Genomic DNA, 24929 nt, shown 5'->3' on the forward strand with positions numbered 1-24929 from the left:
TTTTAGGGGTTTTGTGCAAACCCCTTGTACTTCAAATTTCTGGCACCATAATAAACGACTGAGAAAAAGTTTATTCATTTGACCAAGCAAGATTTAGAGAGTTTATCCATGTTGGCAAGTCTGATCGGAGGTATCTTCGGTACAAAAAATGAGCGCGAACTCAAACGAATGCGCAAAATTGTTGAGCAAATCAATGCGCTCGAGCCGACGATATCAGCTTTAAGCGATGCAGACTTATCTGCAAAAACTCCAGAATTCAAACAACGTTATAATAATGGCGAAAGTTTAGATAAATTACTTCCAGAAGCATTTGCAGTTTGTCGTGAAGCAGCCAAGCGTGTAATGGGCATGCGTCACTATGACGTTCAGCTTATTGGTGGTATTACCTTGCATGAAGGTAAAATTGCCGAAATGCGTACCGGTGAAGGTAAAACCCTGATGGGTACTTTGGCGTGTTATTTAAACGCATTAAGTGGCGAAGGCGTTCATGTCATTACGGTGAACGATTATTTGGCACAGCGTGATGCTGAGTTGAACCGTCCATTATTTGAGTTTTTAGGTTTAAGCATTGGTACGATCTATTCAATGCAAGGTCCGTCTGAAAAAGCGGAAGCTTATCTTGCTGATATTACCTATGGTACTAATAACGAATTCGGTTTTGACTACTTACGTGACAACATGGTGTTTTCTTTAGCAGAAAAGAAACAACGTGGTTTGCACTATGCCATTATCGATGAAGTTGACTCAATCTTGATTGATGAAGCACGTACACCATTAATTATTTCTGGTCAAAGTGAAGACTCTTCGCATCTGTATTCTGCAATCAATACGATTCCTCCTAAATTACATCCGCAAAAAGAAGAAAAAGTTGCAGATGGTGGGCACTTCTGGATTGATGAAAAGCAGCGTTCAGTTGAAATGACTGAAATTGGTTATGAAACTGTTGAACAAGAACTTATTCAAATGGGTCTGTTAGCTGAAGGTGAAAGCCTATATTCAGCAACGAATCTGAGCCTTGTTCATCATGTGTCTGCTGCTATTCGTGCACATTTCTTATTCCAGCGTGATGTTCACTATATTATTCACGATGGCGAAGTCGTGATTGTTGATGAACATACTGGCCGTACAATGCCAGGTCGTCGTTGGTCAGAAGGTTTGCATCAAGCAGTTGAAGCGAAAGAAGGTTTGGAAATTCAGCCTGAAAACCAGACACTAGCGACCACAACATTCCAGAACTATTTCCGTCTATATAAAAAGCTTTCAGGTATGACAGGTACTGCTGATACTGAAGCTGCGGAAATGAAAGAAATTTATGGCCTTGATGTTGTGATTATTCCAACTCACCGCCCAATGGTACGTAATGACCAAAACGATTTAATTTATTTAAACCGTAACGGTAAATATGACGCGATTATTCAGGAAATTACGAATATTCGTGAGCAAGGTGTTGCACCGATTCTGATTGGTACAGCGACCATTGAAGCCAGTGAAATTTTATCTTCTAAGTTAATGCAAGCTGGTATTCACCACGAAGTGTTGAATGCAAAACAACATGAGCGTGAAGCTGACATTATTGCTCAGGCGGGTAGCCCGAATGCAGTAACGATTGCAACTAACATGGCTGGTCGTGGTACGGACATTATCTTGGGTGGTAACTGGAAAGCAAAACTTGCCAAACTTGAAAACCCTACTGCTGAAGATGAAGCACGTCTGAAAGCACAATGGGAACAAGACCACGAAGATGTATTGAAATCAGGTGGTTTGCACATCATTGGTTCTGAACGCCATGAATCACGCCGTATTGATAACCAGTTACGTGGTCGTGCGGGCCGTCAGGGTGACCCTGGTGTTTCTCGTTTCTATTTGTCTCTTGAAGACGACCTTATGCGTATTTTCGCAGGTGATCGCGTAGTCGGAATGATGCGTGCGATGGGTCTCCAAGAAAATGAAGCGATTGAACACAAAATGGTGAGTCGTTCAATCGAGAACGCTCAGCGTAAAGTTGAAGCGCGTAATTTTGATATTCGTAAAAACTTATTGAAATACGATGATGTGAATAATGAACAACGTAAGATCATTTATTCACAACGTGATGAAGTGTTAGCTGAAAATACTTTAAAAGAATACGTTGAAGAAATGCATCACGAAGTGATGAAAGGCGTGATTGCTAACTTTATTCCACCAGAGTCAATTCATGACCAGTGGGATGTTGAAGGTTTAGAAAACGCTCTGCGTATTGATTTGGGTATTGAGTTACCAATTCAAGAATGGTTAGATCAAGATCGCCGTCTAGATGAAGAAGGTTTAGTTGAGCGTATTAGCGATGAAGTAATTGAACGTTATCGCCAGCGCCGCGCTCAAATGGGTGATGAATCAGCAGCAATGCTTGAACGTCACTTCGTTTTAAACTCTCTTGATCGTCATTGGAAAGATCATTTGGCTGCAATGGATTATTTGCGTCAAGGTATTCACTTACGTGGCTATGCGCAAAAAAATCCTGAACAGGAATACAAGAAAGAAGCTTTCAACCTGTTTGTAAATATGCTGGGTATTATTAAAACTGATGTTGTAACTGATTTGTCTCGCGTACATATCCCAACACCAGAAGAACTTGCAGAAATGGAAGCTCAACAGCAGCAGCAAGCTGAATCAATGAAGCTTTCTTTTGAACATGATGACGTAGATGGGTTAACTGGTGAAGTTACACTTTCTCAAGAAAGCGTGAACGAGTCTAACGATCAGCAAGCTTTCCCTGTTCCAGAAAGCCGTAATGCACCATGCCCATGTGGGTCTGGACTAAAATATAAACAATGTCACGGTAAGATTTAATCTGCCTTAACGAAAAAAAGCAGAACAATTGTTCTGCTTTTTTATGTTTGTAGTAAGCCTGTGAATAATGTTTGCAGTTTTAAGCATTAAATGCTATTTACTTCTCATCCAGAGTGTATGTTGGAAAGACAATGAAAAAAGTATTACAACCTTTATTTTTAACTGTTCTTGCTGTGCCTAGTTTTGTTTTCGCAGCAGAAGCAGCTTCAGCCCCTCAAACGACAACGGTTGATAAAGTACTTGCAGCAAAAGGCCCAACTTCGGCTCAAGCTGTAGTGAAGCAAGAAAATACTACAGTGATTAGCCCGCGTACAGGCATTCGCTATACGTTGGGTAACACAGGTAATCGCCCAATTATTTTACAAACGACTGCGATTGCTCCAGCAAACTCAGCAAACATTAATCGTATTGTAGCAACTAACCCTGCTTTATCTGTGAAGAGCCAAGAAAAAGCAAAAGTTGCACTCATTGGTGAAGCTGCTGTTGCTGGACCAGCTGCTGTTGCAGCAAGTAATGTAACAGCTCCTGCTGTATCAAATAGCATTGCACCTTCGAATCCAGCATCAATAAATTAAGATCATATATATAAAAAAGCCGGTTCAATTTTGAACCGGCTTTTTTATATAAGAATTTCTAATTTTTAGATCTGATTATTCACATCATCATTTTTTGTTTCACGAATGAGTAAGAATGCGATGAGTGATAAAAGGGATGCCGCAGTAAGATAATAACCAACTGCATATAAACCATAAGTTTCAGCAAGTTTAGTTGCAATAAGTGGCGCAAATGATGCACCAAAAATGCCTGCTAAGTTAAATGTTAATGCCGAACCTGTATAACGAACTGATGTTGGGAAAAGTTCAGAAAGAACTGTACCAATCGGACCATAGGTCAATCCCATAATCGCCAAGCCAGTACATAAGAAAAGGAAGACGATTAAGGTATTTCCAGACTCTAACATGCTAGAGAAGAACAAGCCGAAAATCGCAGCAGCAATACAGACGCCAATAGAGGTTGTTTTACGACCAAATTTTTCTGCAAAAATAGCTGATAAAGGAATGAATGCAGCAAAGCAAAGGGTAGCAAAGAGTTGAAGTTCTAAGAACTCACCACGTGCATAGCCAAGCTTTGTGGTTCCCCAGTTTAAGGCAAATACGGTTGTAAGATAGAACACGACAAACGTACAGATGGCTGCAATCGTACCAAGAATCAGCTTACCCGTATGTTTAGTGATGACTTCTTTAAATGGAATATTAACTTCTTTTTGCTTATCTAAAACTTTTTGGAATGCTGGAGTTTCATGTAGTTTTAAACGGATATATAAGCCTACAATCACTAATACAGCACTTGCAATAAATGGAATACGCCAACCCCATTGCATGAATGCTTGCTCAGGAATGGTGGCACTTAATAATAAAAATGAACCCGTTGCCAAAATAAAACCAATTGGAGCGCCGAGTTGTGGGAACATGCCATACCATGCTCTTTTACCTTCAGGGGCATTTTCAGTCGCGAGTAATACTGCACCGCTCCATTCACCACCTAAGCCTAGCCCTTGTCCTAAACGGCATACAGCCAATAGTAAGGGTGCGAAGATTCCGATGTGTGCATAGGTAGGAAGTAAACCAATACATACGGTTGAAATACCCATGGTGAGTAAAGCTGCAACCAATGTGGCTTTACGACCAATACGGTCTCCTAAATGTCCAAATATTGCTGCACCGATGGGGCGGGCAATAAAGGCAATTGCGAAGGTTGCTAAAGATTGTAAGACTGCGGCGCTGCCACTACTAGCAGGGAAAAACAAGTGAGGAAAAATAATAACGGCAGCAGTTGCATAGATATAAAAGTCGAAGAACTCAATGGTTGTACCGACTAAGCTTGCAAACAAAACCCGTGTTTTTGAATTAGTGGCTACTGCCGGAGCAGCAGTCGCAGAGGTTGAATCCATATAAAACCTTATATCAGTTAAAATTTATTTTTAATTTACTATTCCTTTTAAAGACGTATTTTTTCTAAAAGAATAGCGTGAAAGAACATCATCCATGACTCTTTCAGGATCACTGAATAAGAGTGAAAAATGAACTAAACTATGTACCAATAGATAGCAAGAAAATGTGCTCCTGCACCTAAAAGCACAAAAATGTGCCAGATCGCATGGGTATATCTTACCTTTTTTAACGCGTAAAACAATGCTCCAACCGTATAAGCCAACCCGCCAATGATTAAGAAAATCAATGCGTCTTTACTTAAATAAGTGCGCATGTCATCCATTACAAACACAGCAAGCCATCCCATTAAAATATAAGCGAGCAAAGAAATTTTTTGAAAACGATGAATAAAAACTAACTTGAAAAGTGTACCAATTGCAGCGATGCTCCAAAGTGCAACCAACAGATAGTGAGCTTTTGTAGTAGGAATTGCGATGCTTAAGAATGGTGTATACGTTCCAGCAATTAAATAATAAATAGCTGTATGGTCAAGTTTCTTATACCAGTAGCGTAGATTTTGTGTTTGAGCAAAGTGATAGAGTGTAGAACTGGTGAAAACCAAAATGAGACTAAATGAGTATACCCACAAACCGATCCACTGCACGGTGGAAAGATAAGATCCCTTTATAATTAAAAAGATAGAAGCTATAACGGCCATAATAATACCAGCCCCATGGCTGTAGGCATTAAATAGTTCTTCTTTTGGATCGTAAGTTTCCAACACAGATTTACTCATAAGTTTAATTTTTTTGATTAAAAATACGAATGTATAGAAATACAAAACAGTCGTAAAGTTATTTTATTTTTAATCCTAGACCCTTTAAACTTCTATTTTATATGAGTCTTCATTTTTAGGTATATCCGTGTCGGTTTTCTCCTTTGAGCAAGAACAGCAATTCTTTCATGAAATCAAGCAAATGCTTGACCAACAAGCTTTTGAGCGTTTGATCTTGAGCCAATATAAAGGAGAGTTGGCTCAGCTGGAAAAAATTACTTTCCGCGTTGTAGAGCTACATGGTCAAAAACAGCTTTCAGCTCTATATCACCATACTACCCAAGATGTGACTAAAAATTATTCATTTGAAGAGGGCTTGCAGCAGATTGAGCAATTGATCATTCAATGTAAGCAAGCAAACTTATTTTCGACTACTCAAGAGATACAACTTAAAAAAAATAAGAAAAAAGCCCTATTGAATATGGGTAAAAAGCAGGCAGTAAATGCGACACAAACGGTTCAGACTCATGATCGTGAAAAGCAGCGCTATGTACAGCAGGGCAATGCGTTTTTAAAAGAGCTTGGTATTACCGATGAAAAAGGCCAAATCATTCCAAGCATGGCGCGTAAATGGAAGCAGATTAATAAATTTATTGAAATCTTTGCGAGTGCTTATGAGCAAATTGATGCATCTCAACAAGAGTTACGCATTGTAGATTTTGGTTCGGGCAAAGGTTATTTAACTTTTGCTTTGTATGATTATTTGCAAGAGCAGCAAAAAACACCATTAATTACTGGTGTTGAATTGCGCCCGAATCTGGTTGAGTTTTGCCAGAATGTTGCAGACAAAGTGCATTTTAACCACTTAGACTTTTTTGAAGGTGACGTCCGTAGTTATCAGCCAGAAAAGCTAGACGTTATGATTGCCTTACACGCGTGTGATATTGCAACTGACTTTGCCATTCATACTGGAATTCGTTTAAACGCTTCAATGATTATGTGCGCGCCGTGTTGTCACAAAGAGTTACGCCCTCAATTACATAGCCCAGAAGTTTTACAACCAATGCTACAGTTTGGTATTCATGCAGGGCAACAAGCCGAAATGCTGACCGATACTTTACGTGCGTTACTTTTAAAAGCGTATGGCTATGAAACTAAAGTTTTTGAGTTTGTATCGCTTGAACATACCAGCAAAAATAAAATGATTTTGGCGACGAAACGCAAAAATGTTTCTGAATCTGATGCCAAGATTATGGTTCAAATCCAAGCATTGAAAGAAATGTATGGTATTAAAAAACAAACGTTGGAATTGCTATTGCAAGATCAGTTGCCGATCGAAAATATTGGCTGTAAGTGCTAGGGCGGTGAGCGGATGTATAAAATTATAGAGGGTGGTTGGGAACAGCTCGAGAAAGATGCGAAATACATCCGTGAACAAGTTTTTATTCAAGAACAGGGAATTGCGCCTGAAGATGAGTGGGATGACTTGGATGCCACAGTTTTGCATTTTATTGTTTATGACAAAGAACAGCCTATCGCTACAGCACGTCTGTTGCCACAGCATAGCGTAGGGCGTGTTGCTGTTTTAGTGCCTTATCGAAAGCAGGGTATTGGTAAAATTTTAATGCAGCATATTATTGAATATGCACGTAGTCATAAACTGCCTTGTTTAAAGCTTTCAGCACAAACCTATGTCACAGCTTTTTACGAAGCTTTAGGTTTTCATATGCAAGGTGAGGTTTACCAAGACTGTGGCATTCCACATATTGACATGATTTTAGAATTAACTTGAGACTTCTTTTTAGAAATCTCAAGTTGGATTTATTTCATTGTATTCCAGCTTTCAATTGCCTGTAGCCCTGTTTCTAAGCCGACTTCATAACTATAGCGAAGCTTTTTCGGGTTAGTAGTTAAACGGCCAGCCATATTTTTAAGTGGCGGTGGGCAAACTTCTAAAATTTGCTGTTCTGGATTTTCACCACGAACAAAATCGACCGAAGCGTTATAACGAGCACAACGGCTACGTAAGCTATTTGCAAAACCATAATGATGTTTAAACGCATATTTCGCTAGGAATTGATCGCCTCGACTACTCGCCTTAAAGTAATTTTGCGGGCGTGTGCGTAAAACCAATAGTTTTTTTACATCACTTTGCTGAGCCGTCCAGCGAACGGGTAGGGCATCTGCAACACCACCATCAAAATAAGGTTCACCCATAATATCGACGGGATGACGCGTTAAAACTGGAATTGAGCTAGATGCACGAAGTGCGTTTAGCAAATTATCTTTACCAGCACGGAGATATTCCGCATGACCTGTTTTGGCATGCGTCAACACCATATAAAAATCAGGATTTCTGGCAAAAAGACTCTGTTGGTCAAGCGGGTGCTCTTGCTCACCAATTTCCCACATCCATTTTAAATCAAGTAAATCACCGCCTTTGAAAAAGCGTTTGTAATCGATGAATTCAGGGCGGAGTGAGTGATCGACATAAAACGTTAGAGTGCGGCCTTGCTGGCCTGCCAAGTAGTTAGCCACATTGGTTGAACCAGACGATACACCAACGTATAAGTCAAAAGGATTGAACTGCTGTTGTAAAAATGCGTCAAGTACACCACTGGTAAAGGCACCACGCATGCCTCCACCCTCTACAACCAGTGCGTTGCGGGAAAAATCTGTCATTTGAAAAATATCTGATTACTGAGTTGAGTGCTTATGTTCTTGCATGTCCATTTCAGGCATATCGTCATGTTGAGCGTGTTGCTCTGTAGAGTGTTCAGCTTTTTGCTGCATTTGCTCTTGTTGTGCTTTGCGCTGTGCTCCTGGCATGTAGTCAGGTTCATTGCTCATTGCTAAATAGAAAAAGCCAAGGAAAATCGCACTTAAAACACCAACGATCAGAACAAATTTCCAGCCTAGAACTGCTGACTCGGAAGAATTTTTATCGGACATAAGGATTTCTCGAATGTGCTGTAGAAGCACAAAAATGAAGTCTATTTATAGCATATTTAGGTGTGAGGCTGAAATCTTAAAGGACATAAAGAAAAACCCATATAAATAAAATGTATTTATATGGGCAAGGTTTATGCAGTTTTTAAATATTCAATAAGTCTAAGTTATTGAATATTTTGTTTCTGCTCAGCTTTGGTTTTTAGCAAAGTTGGCGGTTTAAAACGTTCACCATATTTGGCCGCTAATTCTTCAGCTCGTTTTTGTGCTTTATCAGTGCCGTATTGATTTAGGAATTGAATTGCTCCACCCGTCCAAGGCGCATAACCAATCCCAAAGATAGAACCGACATTGGCATCAATCACAGACTCCAACACACCTTCTTCATAACAACGTAAGGTATCTAACGCCTGTACAAACAGAATGCGATCAATCATGTCTTGTTCAGAAATATCATGATCTTTTTGCCAACGGTTCAAGCCTTCCCAGAGATGCTTTTTACCATTTTCCGGATAGTCATAGAAACCTGCACCAGCAGCTTTACCTTTACGGTTTAACTCATGAATCATGGTGTGAACCACTTCATCTACAGAAGTTTTAGGTAAATCTTTTCCTTCAGCTTGCAGGGCTTTACGTGCTTCACTAGCAACATGTTCGGTTAAGGTTAAAGACACTTCATCTTGAATGGCGAGTGGCCCAACAGGCATGCCTGCTTTAAGGGCAGCCATTTCAATACGTGCTGGGTGAACGCCCTCTGCAAGCAAACGCATACCTTCTTGAATGAACGTACCAAACACGCGACTGGTAAAGAAACCACGGCTATCATTGACAACAATCGGTGTTTTTCCAATTTGTTGTACAAAGTCGTAGGCTTTAGCAAGAGTCTCTGCGGAGGTGTTTTTACCTTTAATAATCTCAACCAACTGCATTTTGTCGACAGGGCTAAAGAAGTGCAGACCGATAAAAGCTTTATCATCCTTACTTGCTTGAGCTAAACCTGTAATTGGCAGGGTTGATGTATTTGATGCCATTACGCCATTAGGCGCTAAGAACTGTTCAGCTTCTTGAGTGACTTTGGCTTTGAGTTCTTGATTTTCAAATACCGCTTCAATAATTAGGTCACAACCTTGAAGGTCTTGAGCTGACGCTGTAGCCGTAATCAGAGATAAAACCTGATCACGTTTTTCTGCGGTCATGCGGACTTGTGAAACACGTTTATCAAGAAGCTTTTGTGAATATGCTTTGCCTTTCTCCGCATTTTCAACTGAGACATCTTTAAGGACAACTGGAATACCTTTAATGGCTGTTGAATAAGCAATGCCCGCACCCATCATGCCAGCACCCAACACACCAACTTTAGTGGCTTGCCATTTTGCAACTTCGGCAGGGCGGCTGGCACCAGACTTAATTGCATTTAGACCATGCCAGAAAGTGCCGATCATATTTTTAGAAATTTGGCCTGTTGTAAGCTGAGTAAAGTAGCGAGACTCGATACGCAGTGCAGTATCGACATCGACTTGAGCGCCTTCAACTGCGGCAGCCATAATCGCTTCAGGGGCAGGGTAACAACCTTTAGTTTTGTCTCTTAACATGGCTGGTGCAATTGCAAGAACTTGTGCAACTGCTGGAGTTTTTGGATCACCACCCGGGATTTTGTAGCCTTTCACATCAAAAGGCTGTTGAGATTTTGGATTAGCTTTTATCCAAGCAATTGCTTTATCTAAAAGCTCCTGTTCATTTTCAGCAGTATCGTGAATTAAGCCTAAAGATTTTGCTTTATCAACACCGAACTGTTTGCCTTCCATTAAGAAAGGAAATGCATTTTGAAGCCCTAGCAGACGTACCATACGGACAATACCGCCGCCACCTGGTAGCAAACCTAAAGTGACTTCTGGGAGGCCAAATTTGCTTTTTGGGTCATTGATTGCAATACGGTGATGGCAACTTAATGCGATTTCCCAACCACCGCCAAGTGCAGTGCCATTTAATGCTGCAACGACTGGAATTCCTAGGGTTTCAATTGTACGTAAATGACCTTTTAGCTTTTCAACCATATTAAAAAAGTCAGTCGCATGTTCAGGTTGAACTTGAATTAGCTCATCTAGGTCACCGCCTGCAAAGAAAGTTTTCTTAGCTGAGCGGAAAATAACACCTGAAAGTTCTGTTTCTGATTTAAGTTTCTGAGTCGCCTCATCAAGCGAGTCACGAAACTCGGCATTCATGGTGTTCGCAGATTGACCTGTTGAATCAAGCGTTAAAATGACAATATTGTCGGCATTTTTTTCGTATTGAATTGCACTCATCTTTTATATCCCTAATTTTTATACGCGTTCAATAATGGTGGCAATACCCATCCCACCGCCAACACAGAGCGTCGCTAAACCGCGCTTTTTATCTTGTCGTTCAAGCTCATCAAGTAGTGTGCCTAAAATCATGGCACCTGTTGCTCCTAATGGATGGCCCAAAGCAATCGCACCGCCATTTACGTTGACTTTTTCAGTAGGGACGTTGAGCTCATTAATAAAACGCATTACAACAGCTGCAAAGGCTTCATTGACTTCAAATAGGTCAATATCATCAATAGTAAGGCCAGCTTTTTCTAAAGCTTTACGTGCAGCAGGAGCAGGGCCAGTTAGCATGATGGTTGGGTCAGTACCGACTAGTGCAGTCGCCAAAACTTTAGCGCGTGGTTTTAAATTTTGTTCTTTTACTGCTTTTTCAGAAGCCAATAAAACTACAGCTGCTCCATCGACAATACCTGATGAGTTACCTGCGTGATGAACATGATTTATTTTTTGTGCTTCCGGATATTTTTGTAAAGCAACTGCATCAAAACCCATTTGCCCCATCATTTCAAAACTTGGGTTGAGCTTCGTTAGGCCTTCGAGTGTGGTATTACCTTTAATAAACTCATCTTTATCTAAAATCACCACACCTGCGTGATCTTTTACTGGTACGACTGAGTGATTGAAATAACCATTTGATTGAGCCGCTGCCGCTTTTTGTTGTGACTTTACAGCAAAATTATCAACATCTTCACGACTATAACCATCTAAGGTTGCAATGAGGTCAGCCCCGATGCCTTGTGGAACAAATGATGATTTAAGGTTTGTTTCTGGGTCTAGTGCCCATGGTCCACCATCGGAACCCATTGGAATGCGTGACATTGATTCAACGCCACCAGCAACCACTAAATCCTCCCAACCAGAACGGACTTTCATGGCTGCCATGTTGACTGCTTCTAAGCCTGAAGCACAAAAGCGGTTAATTTGAACCCCAGCAACATCATCATTCCAGCCAGCTGCAATCGCTGCGGTTTTGGCAATGTCACCGCCTTGATCACCAATAGGAGTTACGCAGCCCAAAACAATGTCGTCGACTTTAGATGTATCGAGTTGATGGCGCTGCTGTAATTCATTTAATAAAGTAGTGAGTAAGGTAATTGGTTTTACTTCATAAAGAGAGCCGTCTTTTTTTCCTTTTCCGCGTGGGGTGCGAATGGCATCAATAATATAAGCCTCGCTCATAACAGTTCCTTTTTTATTGCTTAAAATTTATTTGTGTTTTGAGTGTACTGGTTTTAATAGCGAGTGCAATGACGATAAGCGCACCAGTCAGGTGATGATTTTTGCCAATAGAAATACAAAAAAGCCCAAGTTGAACTTGGGCTAAATGTGAAACTTAAATAGATTAAAGAATTAGTGGTAACCGTGTAGCTGGCGATATAGGCCAGGGGTTACACCCGTCCACTTTTTAAATGCGCGGTGGAACGTACTGGTTTCACTAAAACCAACTTGTTGAGCAACGTCTTCAAGTGTTAATTCAGGGTTGAGTAACAGGTGAATTGCAGCATCGCGACGTAAAGCATCTTTTACGCCTTGATAGCTTTTACCTTCGGCAGCCAAGCGACGACGTAAGGTTTGAGGAGATAAATACAACATTGATGCAACGTCATTAAGCGTTGGCATTTCTTCACCAATCTGGCTTTTTAGTACTTCACGAATACGAGAAGTTAGCGAGTTGGTATTTTTGAATTTTACTAAAAGTTGAGCAGGGGCTGCTTTTAAGAATTCTTCTAGCGTTTTTTCATCTTGACGGATTGGCAAATCAAGATAATCAGCCGCAAAAGTTATTTCAGTACGCGGTGCATCAAACTGCATGACTGGTGCAAAAAATAATGCATCATATTCATCTGCATGTGCAGGACGTGGGTAGCTAAAATGAACACGCTCTAATGGCAAACGGCGTTCAATGAGCCATGATGCTAGACCGTGCCAAATCATAAGCATACTTTCGGTAATGAAATGATCTGGATCTAAAGTTTTTGGAATGAGCGGAACTAGACGTGCTTCATGCTTGTCACGCTCTAGGCTGACAGACCATTCATCGCCAAATAATTTGTAAAATTGAGATGAAAGTTCAAGGGCTTGGCCCAATGTTTTTGCGTGAATAATCAACTGACACATAATGGCAAAAGTGCCCAGACGACGTGGTTGTACGTCAAATCCAACGTGTTCATCCTGTGTGACCATCCACAACATTTTTATAAAACGAGTGTATTGTTCTGGTGAGATTCGAGCTTTAGGTTGACGTAATAATTCCGCTTCAATGCCCACATGTGAAAGGAGCATTTCAACATCCATGCCAAGGCGCTTTACGCCTGTCAAAGCCGCATTCACGAAGTGGATGCTAATCGTATCGCGACTCATATTGAATCCTTCAGTCTCTTTGATGTTCACTTTAAATTGACCTAAATGACCGTCTAAAAAAATAAATTGGCGATTTACAACAGAGTAAAAGCACTTTTTACATGTTAAATTGCCGAAATGATCAAGGTAAATGGCTGAACATGACATTGTTTTAGAATATTTGCTTAACTAATATAAAAGAAAATATGAATAATAGTGGTTAAAAAAACGATGACGACAGCATTAAATGGACTTAAAGTTCTCGATTTCTCGACACTCTTACCGGGACCTTTTGCCACAATGTACTTAGCCGATATGGGGGCAGAAGTCATCCATATCGAATCTCCATCGCGTCCAGATTTAATTCGAATCATGCCGCCCTATGCAAATGGGCAAGCAACGGCACATAGTTATTTAAACCGAAATAAACAGTCGATTGTTCTCGATTTAAAAGATCCAGCAAGTATTGAACTCATTAAAGCCAAAATTTCCGAGTTTGATATTGTCATAGAGCAGTTTCGACCTGATGTCATGCGCCGTCTAGGATTAGATTACTCAACACTTGCCGAAATTAATCCGCGCTTAATTTACTGCTCAATTACAGGTTATGGACAAACAGGAAGCTATAAAGACAGAGCAGGGCATGACATTAACTATTTAGCTTTAGCCGGTATTGCTGGGTATAGTGGTCGACAAGACAGTGGTCCGCCACCACTTGGTATTCAAGTTGCAGATATTGCAGGTGGTTCACTTCATGCAGTTATTGCTATTTTAGCGGCGGTGGTTGAACGCGGGCGTAGTGGTATGGGGCAATATATTGATATTTCCATGACCGATTGTGTTGCTAGCTTAAATAGTATGGCTGCATCAGCCACACTTGCTGCACAAGTCGAACAGTCTCCAGAGCATGGAATGCTCAATGGTGGGATTTTCTATGACTATTATATGACCCAAGATGGTCGTTATCTTTCAATTGGTAGTCTTGAACCACAATTTATGTCAGGGTTATCCATAGCGCTTGATCTGCCCCTATTATTACAAAAGGGCGCTTCATTAGATGCCGAAGATCGGAAAGAAGTTAAACAAGCCATTCAAGAAAAAATTAAAAGCAAAACATTTAAAGAGTGGCATGAAATTTTTGCAAACCTTGATGTATGTGTAGAACCTGTTTTAAGTCTCACTGAGTCATTAAACTCGCCCTTAGCACAACAACGTGGATGGATTGTGGATGTTCCTTTGCAGAATAATACAGCAGATACAGAACCACAGTTGGCTTGTCCAATTAAATTTTCAAGATCAAAAATGAGATATTCCTTTATAGGTCAAAAACTTGGTGAAGGACAATGGTAAAGAGCTGAGGCCATTTCTTAGACACTGTGTATTAAGATTATTATTAGATTAATCAATTGATTAACATTTTGAATAATTTCTTTACATAAAATTAGCGTACCCTTTATAAACAAAGACATAAAAGGTATGTAAACATGAAAACACATAAATCCTTGATGGCTTCCTGTTTATCCGTTTTATCAATTACTCTTTTCATACAGCACGCACAAGCTGCTGCTGCATTCGACCCAAATAGTCCGTGGATGTTGGGTGATTGGAACGGTCAACGCACCGCGTTACAAGCACAAGGTTATGATTTTTCTTTTGGATATACCGGCGAATACGCCGGTATTTTAGATTCAAAAAATACATCAACGCATGGTAGTGCTTATACGGGGCAACTTGCTTTAGGAACTCATTTTGATTTAAACAAAATTTTAGGGTGGCAAGATACAGAAGCTCAAATCACATTAACTTATCGTGATGGGCAATCGCTTTCTGAACATTCACCAGCTTTAGCGGGGCACTTAAGCTCGGTACAAGAAGTGTGGGGGCGTGAGCAAACTTGGCGTTTAACCGATTTGTGGATCAAGAAAAAATTTCTTGACCAGAAGTTAGACGTGAAAGTCGGTCGTTTTGGTGAAGGTGAAGACTTTAATAGTTTTGACTGTGATTTCCAGAACTTGGCGCTTTGTGGCTCGCAAGTTGGTAACTGGGTTGGTGATCAGTGGTATAACTGGCCTGTCAGCCAATGGGCAATGCGTGTTAAATATAACTTGCAACCCGATCTATATACTCAAGTTGGTGTATATGAATATAACCCAGAAAATTTGGACCGAGGCAAAGGTTTCAACCTAAGCACTGATGGTTCTCATGGGGCAATTATTCCTGCGGAAGTAGTTTGGTCACCTAAATTAGGCGCTCAAAGTATGGCTGGTGAATACCGCTTAGGGTATTACTACAGTACTGCTGATGCCGAAGAAATTACAAATAAGGCTCAATCATCTCATAAGCAAGGTGTATGGGTAACTGCAAAACAAAAATTATTCCAGCCTGCTGATCAAACAGACCGAGGTTTGACCGGATTTGTGAACCTGACGTTCCACGACTCTGATACCAACAAAATTGATAACATGCAAAATGTAGGCTTAGTCTATAAAGGTTTGCTCAATCAACGTCCTCAAGATGAGTTGGCATTAGGTGTTGCGCGTATCCATATCAACGATGATTGGAACGATGTCCAAAATAAAGAATACGACACTGAATACAATACCGAGCTTTACTACGGTATTCATGCGACAAACTGGCTAACTATCCGTCCAAATGTGCAATATGTCCGTCATGTTGGTGCATTAAAAAATGGTGATAACACTTGGGTAGGCGGTATTAAATTCTCAACTGCATTCTAAGCGTAATTACTCTGAAAAACGGATTGTCGAGGGCTAAATCATTGATTGAATAATCCTGACCTTCCGTTTTTTCTTTATGCCTGAGTTTTGTTTTAGATGTATCGATAGGCCGATTTTTGATGAAAAGCTTGACCTATCTTTCCGATAAAAATGATGATTGATAAGAGGTGGTTTATGACTCAACCTACTTCAAGATCAGGTTTAACGACTTTTACCGTAATTATTATTGGGTTATTAGCGTTATTCCTGTTAATTGGAGGTATTTGGCTCGCTACATTAGGCGGTTCAATTTACTATATTATTACTGGTGTATTACTCCTAATTGTTGCATGGCAACTCTATAAGCGCGCATCTACAGCATTGTGGGTGTACGCTGCTTTAATGCTGGGTACCATTATTTGGGGTGTCTGGGAAGTTGGAACAGACTTCTGGGCGCTTGCACCTCGTTTAGATATTTTAGGTATTCTTGGTTTATGGTTATTGGTTCCAGCCGTAACTCGTGGAATCAGCAACCTTGGATCAAGTAAAGTTGCCTTATCTTCAACTCTAGCAATTGCAATCTTGTTGATGGTCTATTCGATTTTCAACGATCCGCAAGAAATTAATGGTGAAATCAAGACACCTCAACCAGAAACTGCTCAAGCAGTTCCAGGTGTAGCAGAGAGTGACTGGCCAGCTTATGGTCGTACTCAAGCAGGCGTACGTTATTCTCCGTTAAAACAGATTAATGATCAAAACGTAAAAGATTTGAAAGTTGCTTGGACTTTACGTACTGGCGATCTTAAAACGGGTAATGATTCTGGCGAAACGACTAATCAGGTTACACCGATTAAAATCGGTAATAACATGTTTATCTGTACAGCTCACCAGCAATTAATTTCAATTGATCCTGCGACAGGTAAAGAAAAATGGCGTTTTGATCCGAAGCTTAAAACGGATAAATCGTTCCAACATTTAACTTGCCGTGGTGTGATGTACTACGATGCAAATAACACAACTGAGTTTGCAACGAGTCTTCAAAGCAAGAAATCTGACTCTACACAATGTCCGCGTAAAGTCTTTGTTCCTGTAAATGATGGTCGTTTAGTTGCGGTGAATGCTGACACTGGTAAAGCATGTACTGACTTTGGTAAAAATGGTGAAGTGAACTTGCAAGAGTTTATGCCATATGCTTACCCAGGTGGTTACAACCCAACATCTCCTGGTATCGTGACTGGTTCAACAGTTGTTATTGCTGGTTCGGTAACAGATAACTACTCAAATAAAGAACCATCTGGTGTAATTCGTGGATATGACGTTAACACTGGTAAACTACTTTGGGTATTTGATACTGGCGCAGCAGATCCAAATGCAATGCCGGGCGAAGGTACGAATTTCGTTCATAACTCACCAAATGCATGGGCTCCTTTAGCATACGATGCCAAACTTGATATCGTTTATGTTCCAACAGGTGTAGGTACTCCAGATATCTGGGGTGGCGACCGTACCGAGTTGAAAGAGCGTTATGCAAACTCAATGTTAGCGATTAATGCCTCTACTGGTAAATTAGTGTGGAACTTCCAGACAACCCATCATGATTTATGGGATATGGACGTACCATCACAACCATCTTTAGCTGATATCAAAAACAAAGCTGGCCAAACTGTTCCTGCAATCTATGTATTGACTAAAACAGGTAATGCCTTTGTTCTTGATCGTCGTAATGGTCAACCAATTGTTCCTGTAACTGAAAAACCAGTTCCACAAACAGTTAAACGTGGACCACAAACTAAAGGCGAGCATTATTCAAAAACTCAGCCATTCTCTGACTTGAACTTAGCTCCACAAGATAAATTGACTGATAAAGATATGTGGGGTGCCACTATGCTTGATCAGCTCATGTGTCGTGTATCTTTCAAACGTCTAAATTACGATGGTATTTATACTCCACCATCTGAAAACGGTACTTTAGTTTTCCCTGGTAACTTAGGTGTATTTGAATGGGGCGGTATGTCAGTTAACCCTGACCGTCAAGTTGCTGTGATGAACCCGATTGGTTTGCCATTCGTAAGTCGTTTAATTCCTGCCGATCCAAACCGTGCACAAACTGCAAAAGGTGCAGGAACTGAGCAGGGTGTACAACCGATGTACGGCGTACCTTATGGTGTTGAAATTAGCGCATTCTTATCTCCGCTTGGTTTACCTTGTAAACAACCAGCTTGGGGCTATGTAGCTGGCGTTGATTTGAAAACTCATGAAGTGGTATGGAAAAAACGTATTGGTACAATTCGTGACAGCTTACCGAACTTGTTCCAGTTACCAGCTGTGAAAATTGGTGTGCCTGGTTTAGGTGGTTCAATTTCTACTGCCGGTAATGTCATGTTTGTTGGTGCAACTCAAGATAACTACTTACGTGCGTTTAACGTTACTAATGGTAAGAAACTTTGGGAAGCGCGTTTGCCAGCAGGTGGACAAGCAACACCAATGACTTATGAAATCAATGGTAAGCAGTATGTTGTGATCATGGCTGGTGGTCATGGTTCATTTGGTACAAAAATGGGCGACTATTTAGTGGCCTATGCCTTACCAGATAACAAATAAAAAGCTTTTATAGAAAGGGCCTGGATTTATCCGGGCTTTTTTATGTCGATTTATATTAAAGCTTATCAATAAAACCGTTATTAAATATGCAAAAAAAGCATTTTATTGATGAATGAAAGCTCGCTATGCTATCCGCCTTAATAATGAATCTACTAGCCATACGCCATGTATTTATATACCGATTTCGACCAGCAGCTGGTTAATGAACGAGTTGCTCAGTTCCGTGATCAGACTGAACGCTATTTAGCTGGCAAACTTTCTGAAGATGAATATCGTCCGTTACGTTTGCAAAATGGTTTATATGTGCAACGCTATGCGCCTATGCTGCGTATTGCTGTGCCGTATGGCTTAATGAATTCTAAGCAATTACGTAAAGTTGCTGAAGTTTCAACTGCTTATGATCGTGGTTATGCACATGTATCTACGCGTCAAAACATTCAGTTGAACTGGCCTGCACTTGAAGATGTGCCAGATATTTTGGCAGAACTTGCAACTGTACAAATGCATGCCATTCAAACCAGTGGTAACTGTATTCGTAACACAACAACTGACCAATATGCAGGTGTAGTTGCTGGTGAAATTGCAGACCCACGTCCAACATGTGAATTGATTCGTCAGTGGAGTACATTCCACCCAGAATTTGCATTCTTACCACGTAAGTTCAAAATTGCTGTTTCTGCACTTGAAGAAAAAGATCGTGCGGCAACTGCTTTCCACGATATTGGTGTTTATATCGTGCGTAATGAAGCGGGCGAAATCGGCTATAAAATTATGGCTGGTGGTGGTTTAGGCCGTACTCCAATCATTGGTAGCGTTATTCGTGAGTTTTTACCGCGTGAAGATTTAATTGCTTATTTAGAAGCGGTTCTACGTGTTTATAACTTGCATGGCCGTCGTGATAATAAATACAAAGCGCGTATTAAAATTCTAGTTAAAGCATTAACGCCTGAAGTGTTTGCTCAAAAAGTTGAAGCTGAGTTTGAACATACACGTGAAGCATTGAAAATTCAGCCAGAAATCTTGAAAAAACTGGATGAAGAATTCACTCCTTTTGCTTATCAAGATTTGGCAGACGAAGACTTCACGGCTTTATTTGCTGAGCATCCAAAATTCAAGCAATGGTTCAACATCAACACGCATGCGCATAAAGTGAAGGGCTATCGTATTGTTACGATTTCTCTAAAACGTGCAGGTATCGCACCGGGTGATATGACCACTGAAGAAATGAACTTTATTGCAGATCTTGCTGATAAATATACATTCGGTGAACTTCGCACAACTCACGAACAAAACATTGCTTTGGCAGATGTGCCTCAAAAAGATTTGTTCGATGTATGGCAAGCGCTTGAACAGCAAAATATGGCACGTGCACATATTGGTTTTATTACCGATATCATTAGTTGCCCGGGCGGTGATTTCTGTTCACTTGCAAATGCAAAATCAATTCCAATTGCTGAAGCGATTACACGTCGTTTCGATGACTTAGATAAAGTTTATGATCTTGGTCATTTAGATCTAAATATTTCTGGTTGTATGAATGCTTGTGGTCATCACCACGTAGGTAACATCGGTATTTTAGGTGTAGATAAGAAAGGTGCTGAATTCTACCAAATTACATTAGGTGGTAATTCTGACCATGATGCATCAATCGGTGACATCTTAGGACCATCATTTGCAGCAGATGCTGTGCCTGATGTAATTGAGGAAGTATTAAATACTTACCTTGATTTGCGTACTGAAGGTGAGCGTTTTGTTGATACATATCGTCGTGTAGGAATTCAACCATTTAAGGAGCGTGCATATGCTTAATACAGCTCTACCAGTGCTTTATAAAGATGGCACGATTGCAGATAATACTTATCAAATCATTGCTGAAGATGGTGTGATTCCTCAAGGTGACGTTGTGGTAACAACAGCTCAACTTGACCAATTAGCTAACATTCAAGGCAAAAAAGCTTTGTATGTGACGGTAAATGATTCGCCTGAAAATCATACTTTCCCATTAAATGAACTTGATGCAATTTTCATTGAGTTTGCGGGTTTTGGTGATGGGCGAGGCTACTCATTTGCAGCACTATTACGCCGCCAAGGTTTCCAAGGTGAGTTACGTGCAACAGGTGATGTGTTTAAGGATGTTTTAAACTATTTAAAGCGTTCTGGTTTTGATAGCTTTGTTGTAAAAGAAGGCAAAGACGTACAAGAAGCTGCGGCAGGTTTGCAAGACTTTACCAATCCGTATCAAGCTTCAACTGGTGTGCCAGAAGCGAGTTATCAAACAGGTGCTCAATAAATCCTGAAATAAAAAATCCCGCAATTTGCGGGATTTTTTATATTGAAAATTATGTATCAAGTTGGCAGTTAACCATCCACTTTATACCAAATTGATCGGTAAACGCTCCGTATAATGCACCCCAGAACGTTTTTTCTAGAGGCATTTCAATTTGACCATTTACAGATAGAGCATCAAAAAGTTGTTTAGCTTTTTCTTGCTCATCCTTTTCAAGGTTAATTGCGATGTAGTGATTATTGCCTTGGGTAAAAACACTGTTAGGCGCACAGAATTGATCATTTGTATCTGATGCCATAAGTACAGTGTATTCATTGATAGGTAGAGAAACGTGAAGAACCAGATTTTTGTTCGCTTCAGATAATGTCACACCTTCTGACGGTGGCATATCACCATAGCGACTCAACATGGCGAACTCGCCACCAAAAACTGATTTATAAAAATTAAAGGCTTGCTCTGCCTGCCCTTGGAAATTGAGATAGTGATTGAGTTGCATTGTTATTGTCCATTGTTGTTTTCGTTTAAAAGAATAAGTTAAAACTTAAAAGTGATTTTGTGGGTCATTTTTTGTAGTTTTTTCATAAAAAAAATCCCACCGAAGTGGGATTTTAAAATAGTTAATTTTAATTAAATAAGTTCAATCGCAATGGCTGTTGCTTCACCACCGCCAATACAAAGTGCTGCAATACCTTTTTTACCACCGGTGCGTTTCAGTGCATGAATCAGTGTGAGAATAATACGAGAACCTGTAGAACCTACTGGATGACCTAATGCACAAGCACCACCATTAATATTGACTTTTTCAGCATCAAGTTTGAAGTCATCAATTGGGCACATGGTAACCATGGCAAAAGCTTCGTTAATTTCCCACAGGTCAACATCTTGCGCATTCCAACCCGCTTTTTTTAGAACTTTTTCAATAGCACCAACAGGGGCAATTGTAAATTCTGAAGGATGCTGAGAGTTTGAAGCTGTTGCAATAATTTTTGCCAGTGGTTGTAAACCACGTTGAGTAGCAACTTCACTTGAAGTTAATACTAATGCAGATGCACCATCTGAAATAGAGCTTGCGTTTGCTGCGGTAATTGTACCGTCTTTTGCAAAAGCTGGTTTAAGTGAAGGAATTTTGTCGATCTTTGCATTTAGAGGTTGTTCATCTTGATCAACAACGACATCGCCTTTGCGACTAGGCACGGTAACCGAAACGATTTCATCTTTGAAATAACCTTCGGTAATTGCTGTTTGAGCACGTTTCAAAGAGCGAATCGCAAAGTCATCCATTTGCTCGCGTGTATAGCCACGAGTATTGGCCATATCTTGAGCAAATGAACCCATTAAACGGCCAGTTTCAGCATCTTCAAGTCCATCAAGAAACATGTGATCCTTAATTTCACCATGGCCCATACGATAGCCGGCACGTGCTTTTGGTAAAACATAAGGTGCATTTGTCATAGACTCCATACCGCCGGCAACAACAATTTCAGCACTGCCTGCTTTAATCATGTCGGTTGCTTGCATCACGGCTTTCATGCCAGAGCCACAAAGCTTATTAATAGTCACAGCACCTGTAGAATCAGGTAAGCCAGCTTTGCGCATTGCTTGACGAGCAGGGCCTTGTTTTAAACCCGCAGGAAGAACACAACCCATAATGACTTCTTCGACATCAGTAGGTTGTAAACCTGCTCGTGCGATTGCTTCTTTAATCGTTACAGCACCTAATTCAGGCGCTGTAAGTCCTGATAGTGATCCTTGAAAACCACCCATGGCAGTACGAGCACCATTAACAATTACGATATCAGTCATTGTTGTAATCTCCGATTGTTCTTTATCTCAAATTAAGAAAACATTAAAACTTAAGCAGTATATTGCAAAATGGGGGATGGCTTGGATTCTGTATTAGACTGTAGAGTTCTAACAATTTTGAAGTTCTTCTAAGCGTACATGCCCCATTTTGCTGAGGACTAATTTAAAGTTTTTAAGCTGATTATAAGAACAATAAGTAAAACTACCGTTAGACTCACGCGGAAGTCCGGTATCTCCCTGAAATACGATACTATTTAATTTTTTGCCAAATTTTTGAAATTTCAAAGAGCCATAACGATGATTAAGTTCAATATTGGTTAATATTTCTTCGTTGCTTTCTCTTTGTAGATTATGATTTGTGTCTACAAAGCTTATAAGCCTTGTATCCCAATTACTATTACATATAGACAAATCAACACTTGGGCAAAGTACGACACTCTTATGACGTAGAATTGCGTCGTATTTGGCTTTTTGTATATGAATTGTGAGTAGTTGAGGCGTGTTTTTTAATTCCATTGAAGCCATAAATTGGTGGTATAAAGGAAGGGCTAGGGTGAACATAATCATAAGAATTGCGAGCGTTATAGTGAGTTCCATCAATGTGAAACCGGGAGATTTAAACATTAAAATTCCTTAATATATAAAGAAATATTTTGATTTTATGCGTTCTATCAATGATTTATATGACTTTTTGTAATGAGGAAACACAAAATTAAATAAAGGTTATCAGGACGCTAGAATACTGGTAAAATCACCCTAAGCGAAAGAAAGAAGTTGTTCATATTTGCTAGTTGAGTAAAAAATTACCGAATTACAACGGAAATTGTAAGTAATTTTGTCAATAATTTACTTGATTAAAATTATCAAGCACTTGGAAAGTCTATCAAGTGTTTGTATGATTCAAATGTGAATAGCTTAAAAATAATACTGGGGTAAAAATATCTCAGGGGCCAATAAATTTAGGCTGAGCTTGAACAACAATTGTTATCTCTGGAGGATATCCATGAAATTGAGTCGTATTGCACTTGCTATGCTTGTTGCTGCTCCATTAGCTGCTGCTAATGCTGGCGTAACTGTTACACCATTATTGCTTGGTTACACTTTCCAAGACACTCAACACAACAATGGCGGTGACAAGGGTGAGTTAACTAACGGACCTGAACTACAAGACGATTTATTCGTTGGTGCAGCTCTTGGTATTGAGTTAACACCATGGTTAGGTTTCGAAGCTGAATATAACCAAGTTAAAGGTGATGTAGACGGCCTTGCAGCTGGTTCTGAATACAAACAAAAACAAATCAATGGTAACTTCTATGTTACTTCTGATTTAATCACTAAAAACTATGACAGCAAAATCAAGCCATACGTATTGTTAGGTGCTGGTCACTACAAATACGAGATTCCTGATCTTGGCTACCATACTGATGAAGAAGGTACTTTAGGTAATGCTGGTTTTGGTGCTTTCTGGCGCTTAAACGATGCTTTATCTCTTCGTACAGAAGCTCGTGGTACTTATAACTTTGACGAAAAATTCTGGAACTATACAGCTCTTGCTGGTTTAAACGTAGTTCTTGGTGGTCACTTGAAGCCTGCTGCTCCAGTAGTAGAAGTTGCTCCAGTTGAACCAACTCCAGTTGCTCCACAACCACAAGAGTTAACTGAAGACCTTAACATGGAACTTCGTGTGTTCTTTGATACTAACAAATCAAACATCAAAGACCAATACAAGCCAGAAATCGCTAAAGTTGCTGAGAAGTTAACTGAATACCCTAACGCTACTGCACGTATCGAAGGTCACACAGATAACACTGGTCCACGTAAGTTAAACGAACGTTTATCTTTAGCTCGTGCTAACTCTGTTAAATCAGCTCTTGTAAACGAATACAACGTTGATGCATCTCGTTTGTCTACTCAAGGTTTCGCTTGGGATCAACCGATTGCTGACAACAAAACTAAAGAAGGTCGTGCTATGAACCGTCGTGTATTCGCGACAATCACTGGTAGCCGTACTGTAGTTGTTCAACCTGGTCAAGAAGCGGCAGCTCCTGCAGCAACTCAATAATTTGAGTTCTTGAACAATAAAAAAAGCGACTCGTTAGAGTCGCTTTTTTTATTGCGATTTTTAAAATATTTAGTCATTTCTATGTCTCCTTAATAATAATTACTTTCGATCTTGGTCTAAATTATTTACCACTCACCTTTTTTCAATTGCTGTTTAGCATCTTGTCTATCTCTACGATGTTGAGCACGAGGTTTCTCCGTTTCATGCATTCCACCTTTGTGAAGTAAAGGGGAAAGAGCCACTTGATTACGGACTTTGATTTTTGACATTTCTTTAATTTTCATATT

The 24929-nt window shown here is 40.1% G+C and carries 21 protein-coding genes; 10 read left to right on the top strand and 11 right to left on the bottom strand.

The features are described 5' to 3' along the window. Positions 1 to 108: 108 nt before the first annotated feature. Positions 109 to 2829: a preprotein translocase subunit SecA gene (gene secA, locus ODQ17_RS06750; RefSeq protein ID WP_013196872.1), complete on the top strand. Its 2721-nt coding sequence runs from the start codon at positions 109 to 111 to the stop codon at positions 2827 to 2829. A gap of 131 nt (positions 2830 to 2960) precedes the next feature. Continuing rightward, the gene (locus ODQ17_RS06755) at positions 2961 to 3404 is read left to right on the top strand and encodes a hypothetical protein (RefSeq protein ID WP_004789183.1); all 444 of its coding nucleotides are present in this window, start codon (positions 2961 to 2963) and stop codon (positions 3402 to 3404) included. Between the two features lie 65 nt (positions 3405 to 3469). Here the strand turns inward: ODQ17_RS06755 and ODQ17_RS06760 are convergent, their stop codons facing one another. Beyond that, positions 3470 to 4780 carry an MFS transporter gene (locus ODQ17_RS06760; RefSeq protein ID WP_013196873.1) on the bottom strand — a complete coding sequence of 437 codons (1311 nt, stop codon included), beginning with the start codon at positions 4778 to 4780 and terminating at the stop codon, positions 3470 to 3472. A 134-nt stretch (positions 4781 to 4914) separates the two neighbouring features. Beyond that, complete coding sequence (trhA, locus tag ODQ17_RS06765) at positions 4915 to 5556, bottom strand: PAQR family membrane homeostasis protein TrhA (protein WP_322902589.1); 642 nt, start codon at positions 5554 to 5556, stop codon at positions 4915 to 4917. A 127-nt stretch (positions 5557 to 5683) separates the two neighbouring features. Between trhA and ODQ17_RS06770 the strand changes: the two genes are divergently transcribed. After that, entirely contained in the window at positions 5684 to 6895 is a 1212-nt protein-coding gene (locus ODQ17_RS06770) for a class I SAM-dependent methyltransferase (RefSeq protein WP_322902591.1), read from the top strand. Positions 6896 to 6907: 12 nt separating this feature from the next. Continuing rightward, the gene (locus tag ODQ17_RS06775) at positions 6908 to 7327 is read left to right on the top strand and encodes a GNAT family N-acetyltransferase (RefSeq protein WP_322902593.1); all 420 of its coding nucleotides are present in this window, start codon (positions 6908 to 6910) and stop codon (positions 7325 to 7327) included. A gap of 29 nt (positions 7328 to 7356) precedes the next feature. Here ODQ17_RS06775 and ODQ17_RS06780 read toward each other — a convergent pair whose 3' ends face one another. The 5 genes from ODQ17_RS06780 to ODQ17_RS06800 all read right to left on the bottom strand — a co-directional run bounded on the left by ODQ17_RS06780 (position 7357) and on the right by ODQ17_RS06800 (position 13193). Continuing rightward, entirely contained in the window at positions 7357 to 8217 is an 861-nt protein-coding gene (locus ODQ17_RS06780) for a patatin-like phospholipase family protein (RefSeq protein ID WP_322902595.1), read from the bottom strand. A 15-nt stretch (positions 8218 to 8232) separates the two neighbouring features. Then, positions 8233 to 8487: a hypothetical protein gene (locus tag ODQ17_RS06785; RefSeq protein ID WP_004789195.1), complete on the bottom strand. Its 255-nt coding sequence runs from the start codon at positions 8485 to 8487 to the stop codon at positions 8233 to 8235. A 164-nt stretch (positions 8488 to 8651) separates the two neighbouring features. Beyond that, positions 8652 to 10787 carry a 3-hydroxyacyl-CoA dehydrogenase NAD-binding domain-containing protein gene (locus ODQ17_RS06790; protein ID WP_322902598.1) on the bottom strand — a complete coding sequence of 712 codons (2136 nt, stop codon included), beginning with the start codon at positions 10785 to 10787 and terminating at the stop codon, positions 8652 to 8654. An 18-nt stretch (positions 10788 to 10805) separates the two neighbouring features. Beyond that, the gene (locus ODQ17_RS06795; RefSeq protein WP_032056693.1) at positions 10806 to 12011 is read right to left on the bottom strand and encodes an acetyl-CoA C-acetyltransferase; all 1206 of its coding nucleotides are present in this window, start codon (positions 12009 to 12011) and stop codon (positions 10806 to 10808) included. A gap of 171 nt (positions 12012 to 12182) precedes the next feature. Continuing rightward, a complete protein-coding gene (locus ODQ17_RS06800) occupies positions 12183 to 13193 on the bottom strand; it encodes an AraC family transcriptional regulator (protein ID WP_004789200.1) in 1011 nt (336 codons plus the stop codon). Positions 13194 to 13403: 210 nt separating this feature from the next. On the opposite strand from ODQ17_RS06800, the gene ODQ17_RS06805 reads away from it, so the two are divergent. The 5 genes from ODQ17_RS06805 to ODQ17_RS06825 all read left to right on the top strand — a co-directional run bounded on the left by ODQ17_RS06805 (position 13404) and on the right by ODQ17_RS06825 (position 20780). Next, entirely contained in the window at positions 13404 to 14522 is a 1119-nt protein-coding gene (locus tag ODQ17_RS06805; protein ID WP_322902600.1) for a CaiB/BaiF CoA transferase family protein, read from the top strand. 155 nt (positions 14523 to 14677) lie between these two features. Then, entirely contained in the window at positions 14678 to 15910 is a 1233-nt protein-coding gene (locus tag ODQ17_RS06810) for a carbohydrate porin (RefSeq protein ID WP_322902755.1), read from the top strand. Between the two features lie 174 nt (positions 15911 to 16084). Then, on the top strand, positions 16085 to 18490 hold the full coding sequence (locus ODQ17_RS06815) for a glucose/quinate/shikimate family membrane-bound PQQ-dependent dehydrogenase (RefSeq protein WP_107881251.1): 2406 nt from the start codon (positions 16085 to 16087) through the stop codon (positions 18488 to 18490). Positions 18491 to 18655: 165 nt separating this feature from the next. Next, a complete protein-coding gene (locus tag ODQ17_RS06820) occupies positions 18656 to 20299 on the top strand; it encodes a nitrite/sulfite reductase (protein ID WP_005064287.1) in 1644 nt (547 codons plus the stop codon). Then, the gene (locus ODQ17_RS06825) at positions 20292 to 20780 is read left to right on the top strand and encodes a DUF934 domain-containing protein (RefSeq protein WP_107881250.1); all 489 of its coding nucleotides are present in this window, start codon (positions 20292 to 20294) and stop codon (positions 20778 to 20780) included. Before ODQ17_RS06820 ends, ODQ17_RS06825 begins: the two co-directional genes overlap by 8 nt. 49 nt (positions 20781 to 20829) lie before the next feature. On the opposite strand, the gene ODQ17_RS06830 is transcribed toward ODQ17_RS06825, so the two are convergent. From ODQ17_RS06830 to ODQ17_RS06840, 3 genes are all read right to left on the bottom strand, one after another. After that, a complete protein-coding gene (locus ODQ17_RS06830) occupies positions 20830 to 21273 on the bottom strand; it encodes a VOC family protein (protein ID WP_009389331.1) in 444 nt (147 codons plus the stop codon). A 131-nt stretch (positions 21274 to 21404) separates the two neighbouring features. Beyond that, complete coding sequence (locus ODQ17_RS06835) at positions 21405 to 22580, bottom strand: thiolase family protein (protein WP_322902604.1); 1176 nt, start codon at positions 22578 to 22580, stop codon at positions 21405 to 21407. Between the two features lie 108 nt (positions 22581 to 22688). Next, positions 22689 to 23204 carry a GspH/FimT family pseudopilin gene (locus ODQ17_RS06840; protein ID WP_322902606.1) on the bottom strand — a complete coding sequence of 172 codons (516 nt, stop codon included), beginning with the start codon at positions 23202 to 23204 and terminating at the stop codon, positions 22689 to 22691. A gap of 379 nt (positions 23205 to 23583) precedes the next feature. Between ODQ17_RS06840 and omp38 the strand changes: the two genes are divergently transcribed. Beyond that, positions 23584 to 24642: an outer membrane protein Omp38 gene (gene omp38 / locus ODQ17_RS06845; protein WP_322902608.1), complete on the top strand. Its 1059-nt coding sequence runs from the start codon at positions 23584 to 23586 to the stop codon at positions 24640 to 24642. 125 nt (positions 24643 to 24767) lie between these two features. Here omp38 and ODQ17_RS06850 read toward each other — a convergent pair whose 3' ends face one another. Then, complete coding sequence (locus ODQ17_RS06850; protein WP_199987479.1) at positions 24768 to 24926, bottom strand: hypothetical protein; 159 nt, start codon at positions 24924 to 24926, stop codon at positions 24768 to 24770. Positions 24927 to 24929: the final 3 nt, after the last annotated feature.

The sequence above is a fragment of the Acinetobacter sp. IRS14 genome (assembly GCF_034650275.1).
Taxonomy (GTDB): domain Bacteria; phylum Pseudomonadota; class Gammaproteobacteria; order Pseudomonadales; family Moraxellaceae; genus Acinetobacter; species Acinetobacter oleivorans.

Coding starts and splice junctions, on each gene's coding strand:
- secA (WP_013196872.1), top strand. CDS start 109: ATGTTGGCAAGTCTGATCGGAGGTATCTTCGGTACAAAAAATGAGCGC.
- ODQ17_RS06755 (WP_004789183.1), top strand. CDS start 2,961: ATGAAAAAAGTATTACAACCTTTATTTTTAACTGTTCTTGCTGTGCCT.
- ODQ17_RS06760 (WP_013196873.1), bottom strand. CDS start 4,780: ATGGATTCAACCTCTGCGACTGCTGCTCCGGCAGTAGCCACTAATTCA.
- trhA (WP_322902589.1), bottom strand. CDS start 5,556: ATGAGTAAATCTGTGTTGGAAACTTACGATCCAAAAGAAGAACTATTT.
- ODQ17_RS06775 (WP_322902593.1), top strand. CDS start 6,908: ATGTATAAAATTATAGAGGGTGGTTGGGAACAGCTCGAGAAAGATGCG.
- ODQ17_RS06780 (WP_322902595.1), bottom strand. CDS start 8,217: ATGACAGATTTTTCCCGCAACGCACTGGTTGTAGAGGGTGGAGGCATG.
- ODQ17_RS06785 (WP_004789195.1), bottom strand. CDS start 8,487: ATGTCCGATAAAAATTCTTCCGAGTCAGCAGTTCTAGGCTGGAAATTT.
- ODQ17_RS06790 (WP_322902598.1), bottom strand. CDS start 10,787: ATGAGTGCAATTCAATACGAAAAAAATGCCGACAATATTGTCATTTTA.
- ODQ17_RS06795 (WP_032056693.1), bottom strand. CDS start 12,011: ATGAGCGAGGCTTATATTATTGATGCCATTCGCACCCCACGCGGAAAA.
- ODQ17_RS06800 (WP_004789200.1), bottom strand. CDS start 13,193: ATGAGTCGCGATACGATTAGCATCCACTTCGTGAATGCGGCTTTGACA.
- ODQ17_RS06805 (WP_322902600.1), top strand. CDS start 13,404: ATGACGACAGCATTAAATGGACTTAAAGTTCTCGATTTCTCGACACTC.
- ODQ17_RS06810 (WP_322902755.1), top strand. CDS start 14,678: ATGGCTTCCTGTTTATCCGTTTTATCAATTACTCTTTTCATACAGCAC.
- ODQ17_RS06815 (WP_107881251.1), top strand. CDS start 16,085: ATGACTCAACCTACTTCAAGATCAGGTTTAACGACTTTTACCGTAATT.
- ODQ17_RS06820 (WP_005064287.1), top strand. CDS start 18,656: ATGTATTTATATACCGATTTCGACCAGCAGCTGGTTAATGAACGAGTT.
- ODQ17_RS06825 (WP_107881250.1), top strand. CDS start 20,292: ATGCTTAATACAGCTCTACCAGTGCTTTATAAAGATGGCACGATTGCA.
- ODQ17_RS06830 (WP_009389331.1), bottom strand. CDS start 21,273: ATGCAACTCAATCACTATCTCAATTTCCAAGGGCAGGCAGAGCAAGCC.
- ODQ17_RS06835 (WP_322902604.1), bottom strand. CDS start 22,580: ATGACTGATATCGTAATTGTTAATGGTGCTCGTACTGCCATGGGTGGT.
- ODQ17_RS06840 (WP_322902606.1), bottom strand. CDS start 23,204: ATGTTTAAATCTCCCGGTTTCACATTGATGGAACTCACTATAACGCTC.
- omp38 (WP_322902608.1), top strand. CDS start 23,584: ATGAAATTGAGTCGTATTGCACTTGCTATGCTTGTTGCTGCTCCATTA.
- ODQ17_RS06850 (WP_199987479.1), bottom strand. CDS start 24,926: ATGAAAATTAAAGAAATGTCAAAAATCAAAGTCCGTAATCAAGTGGCT.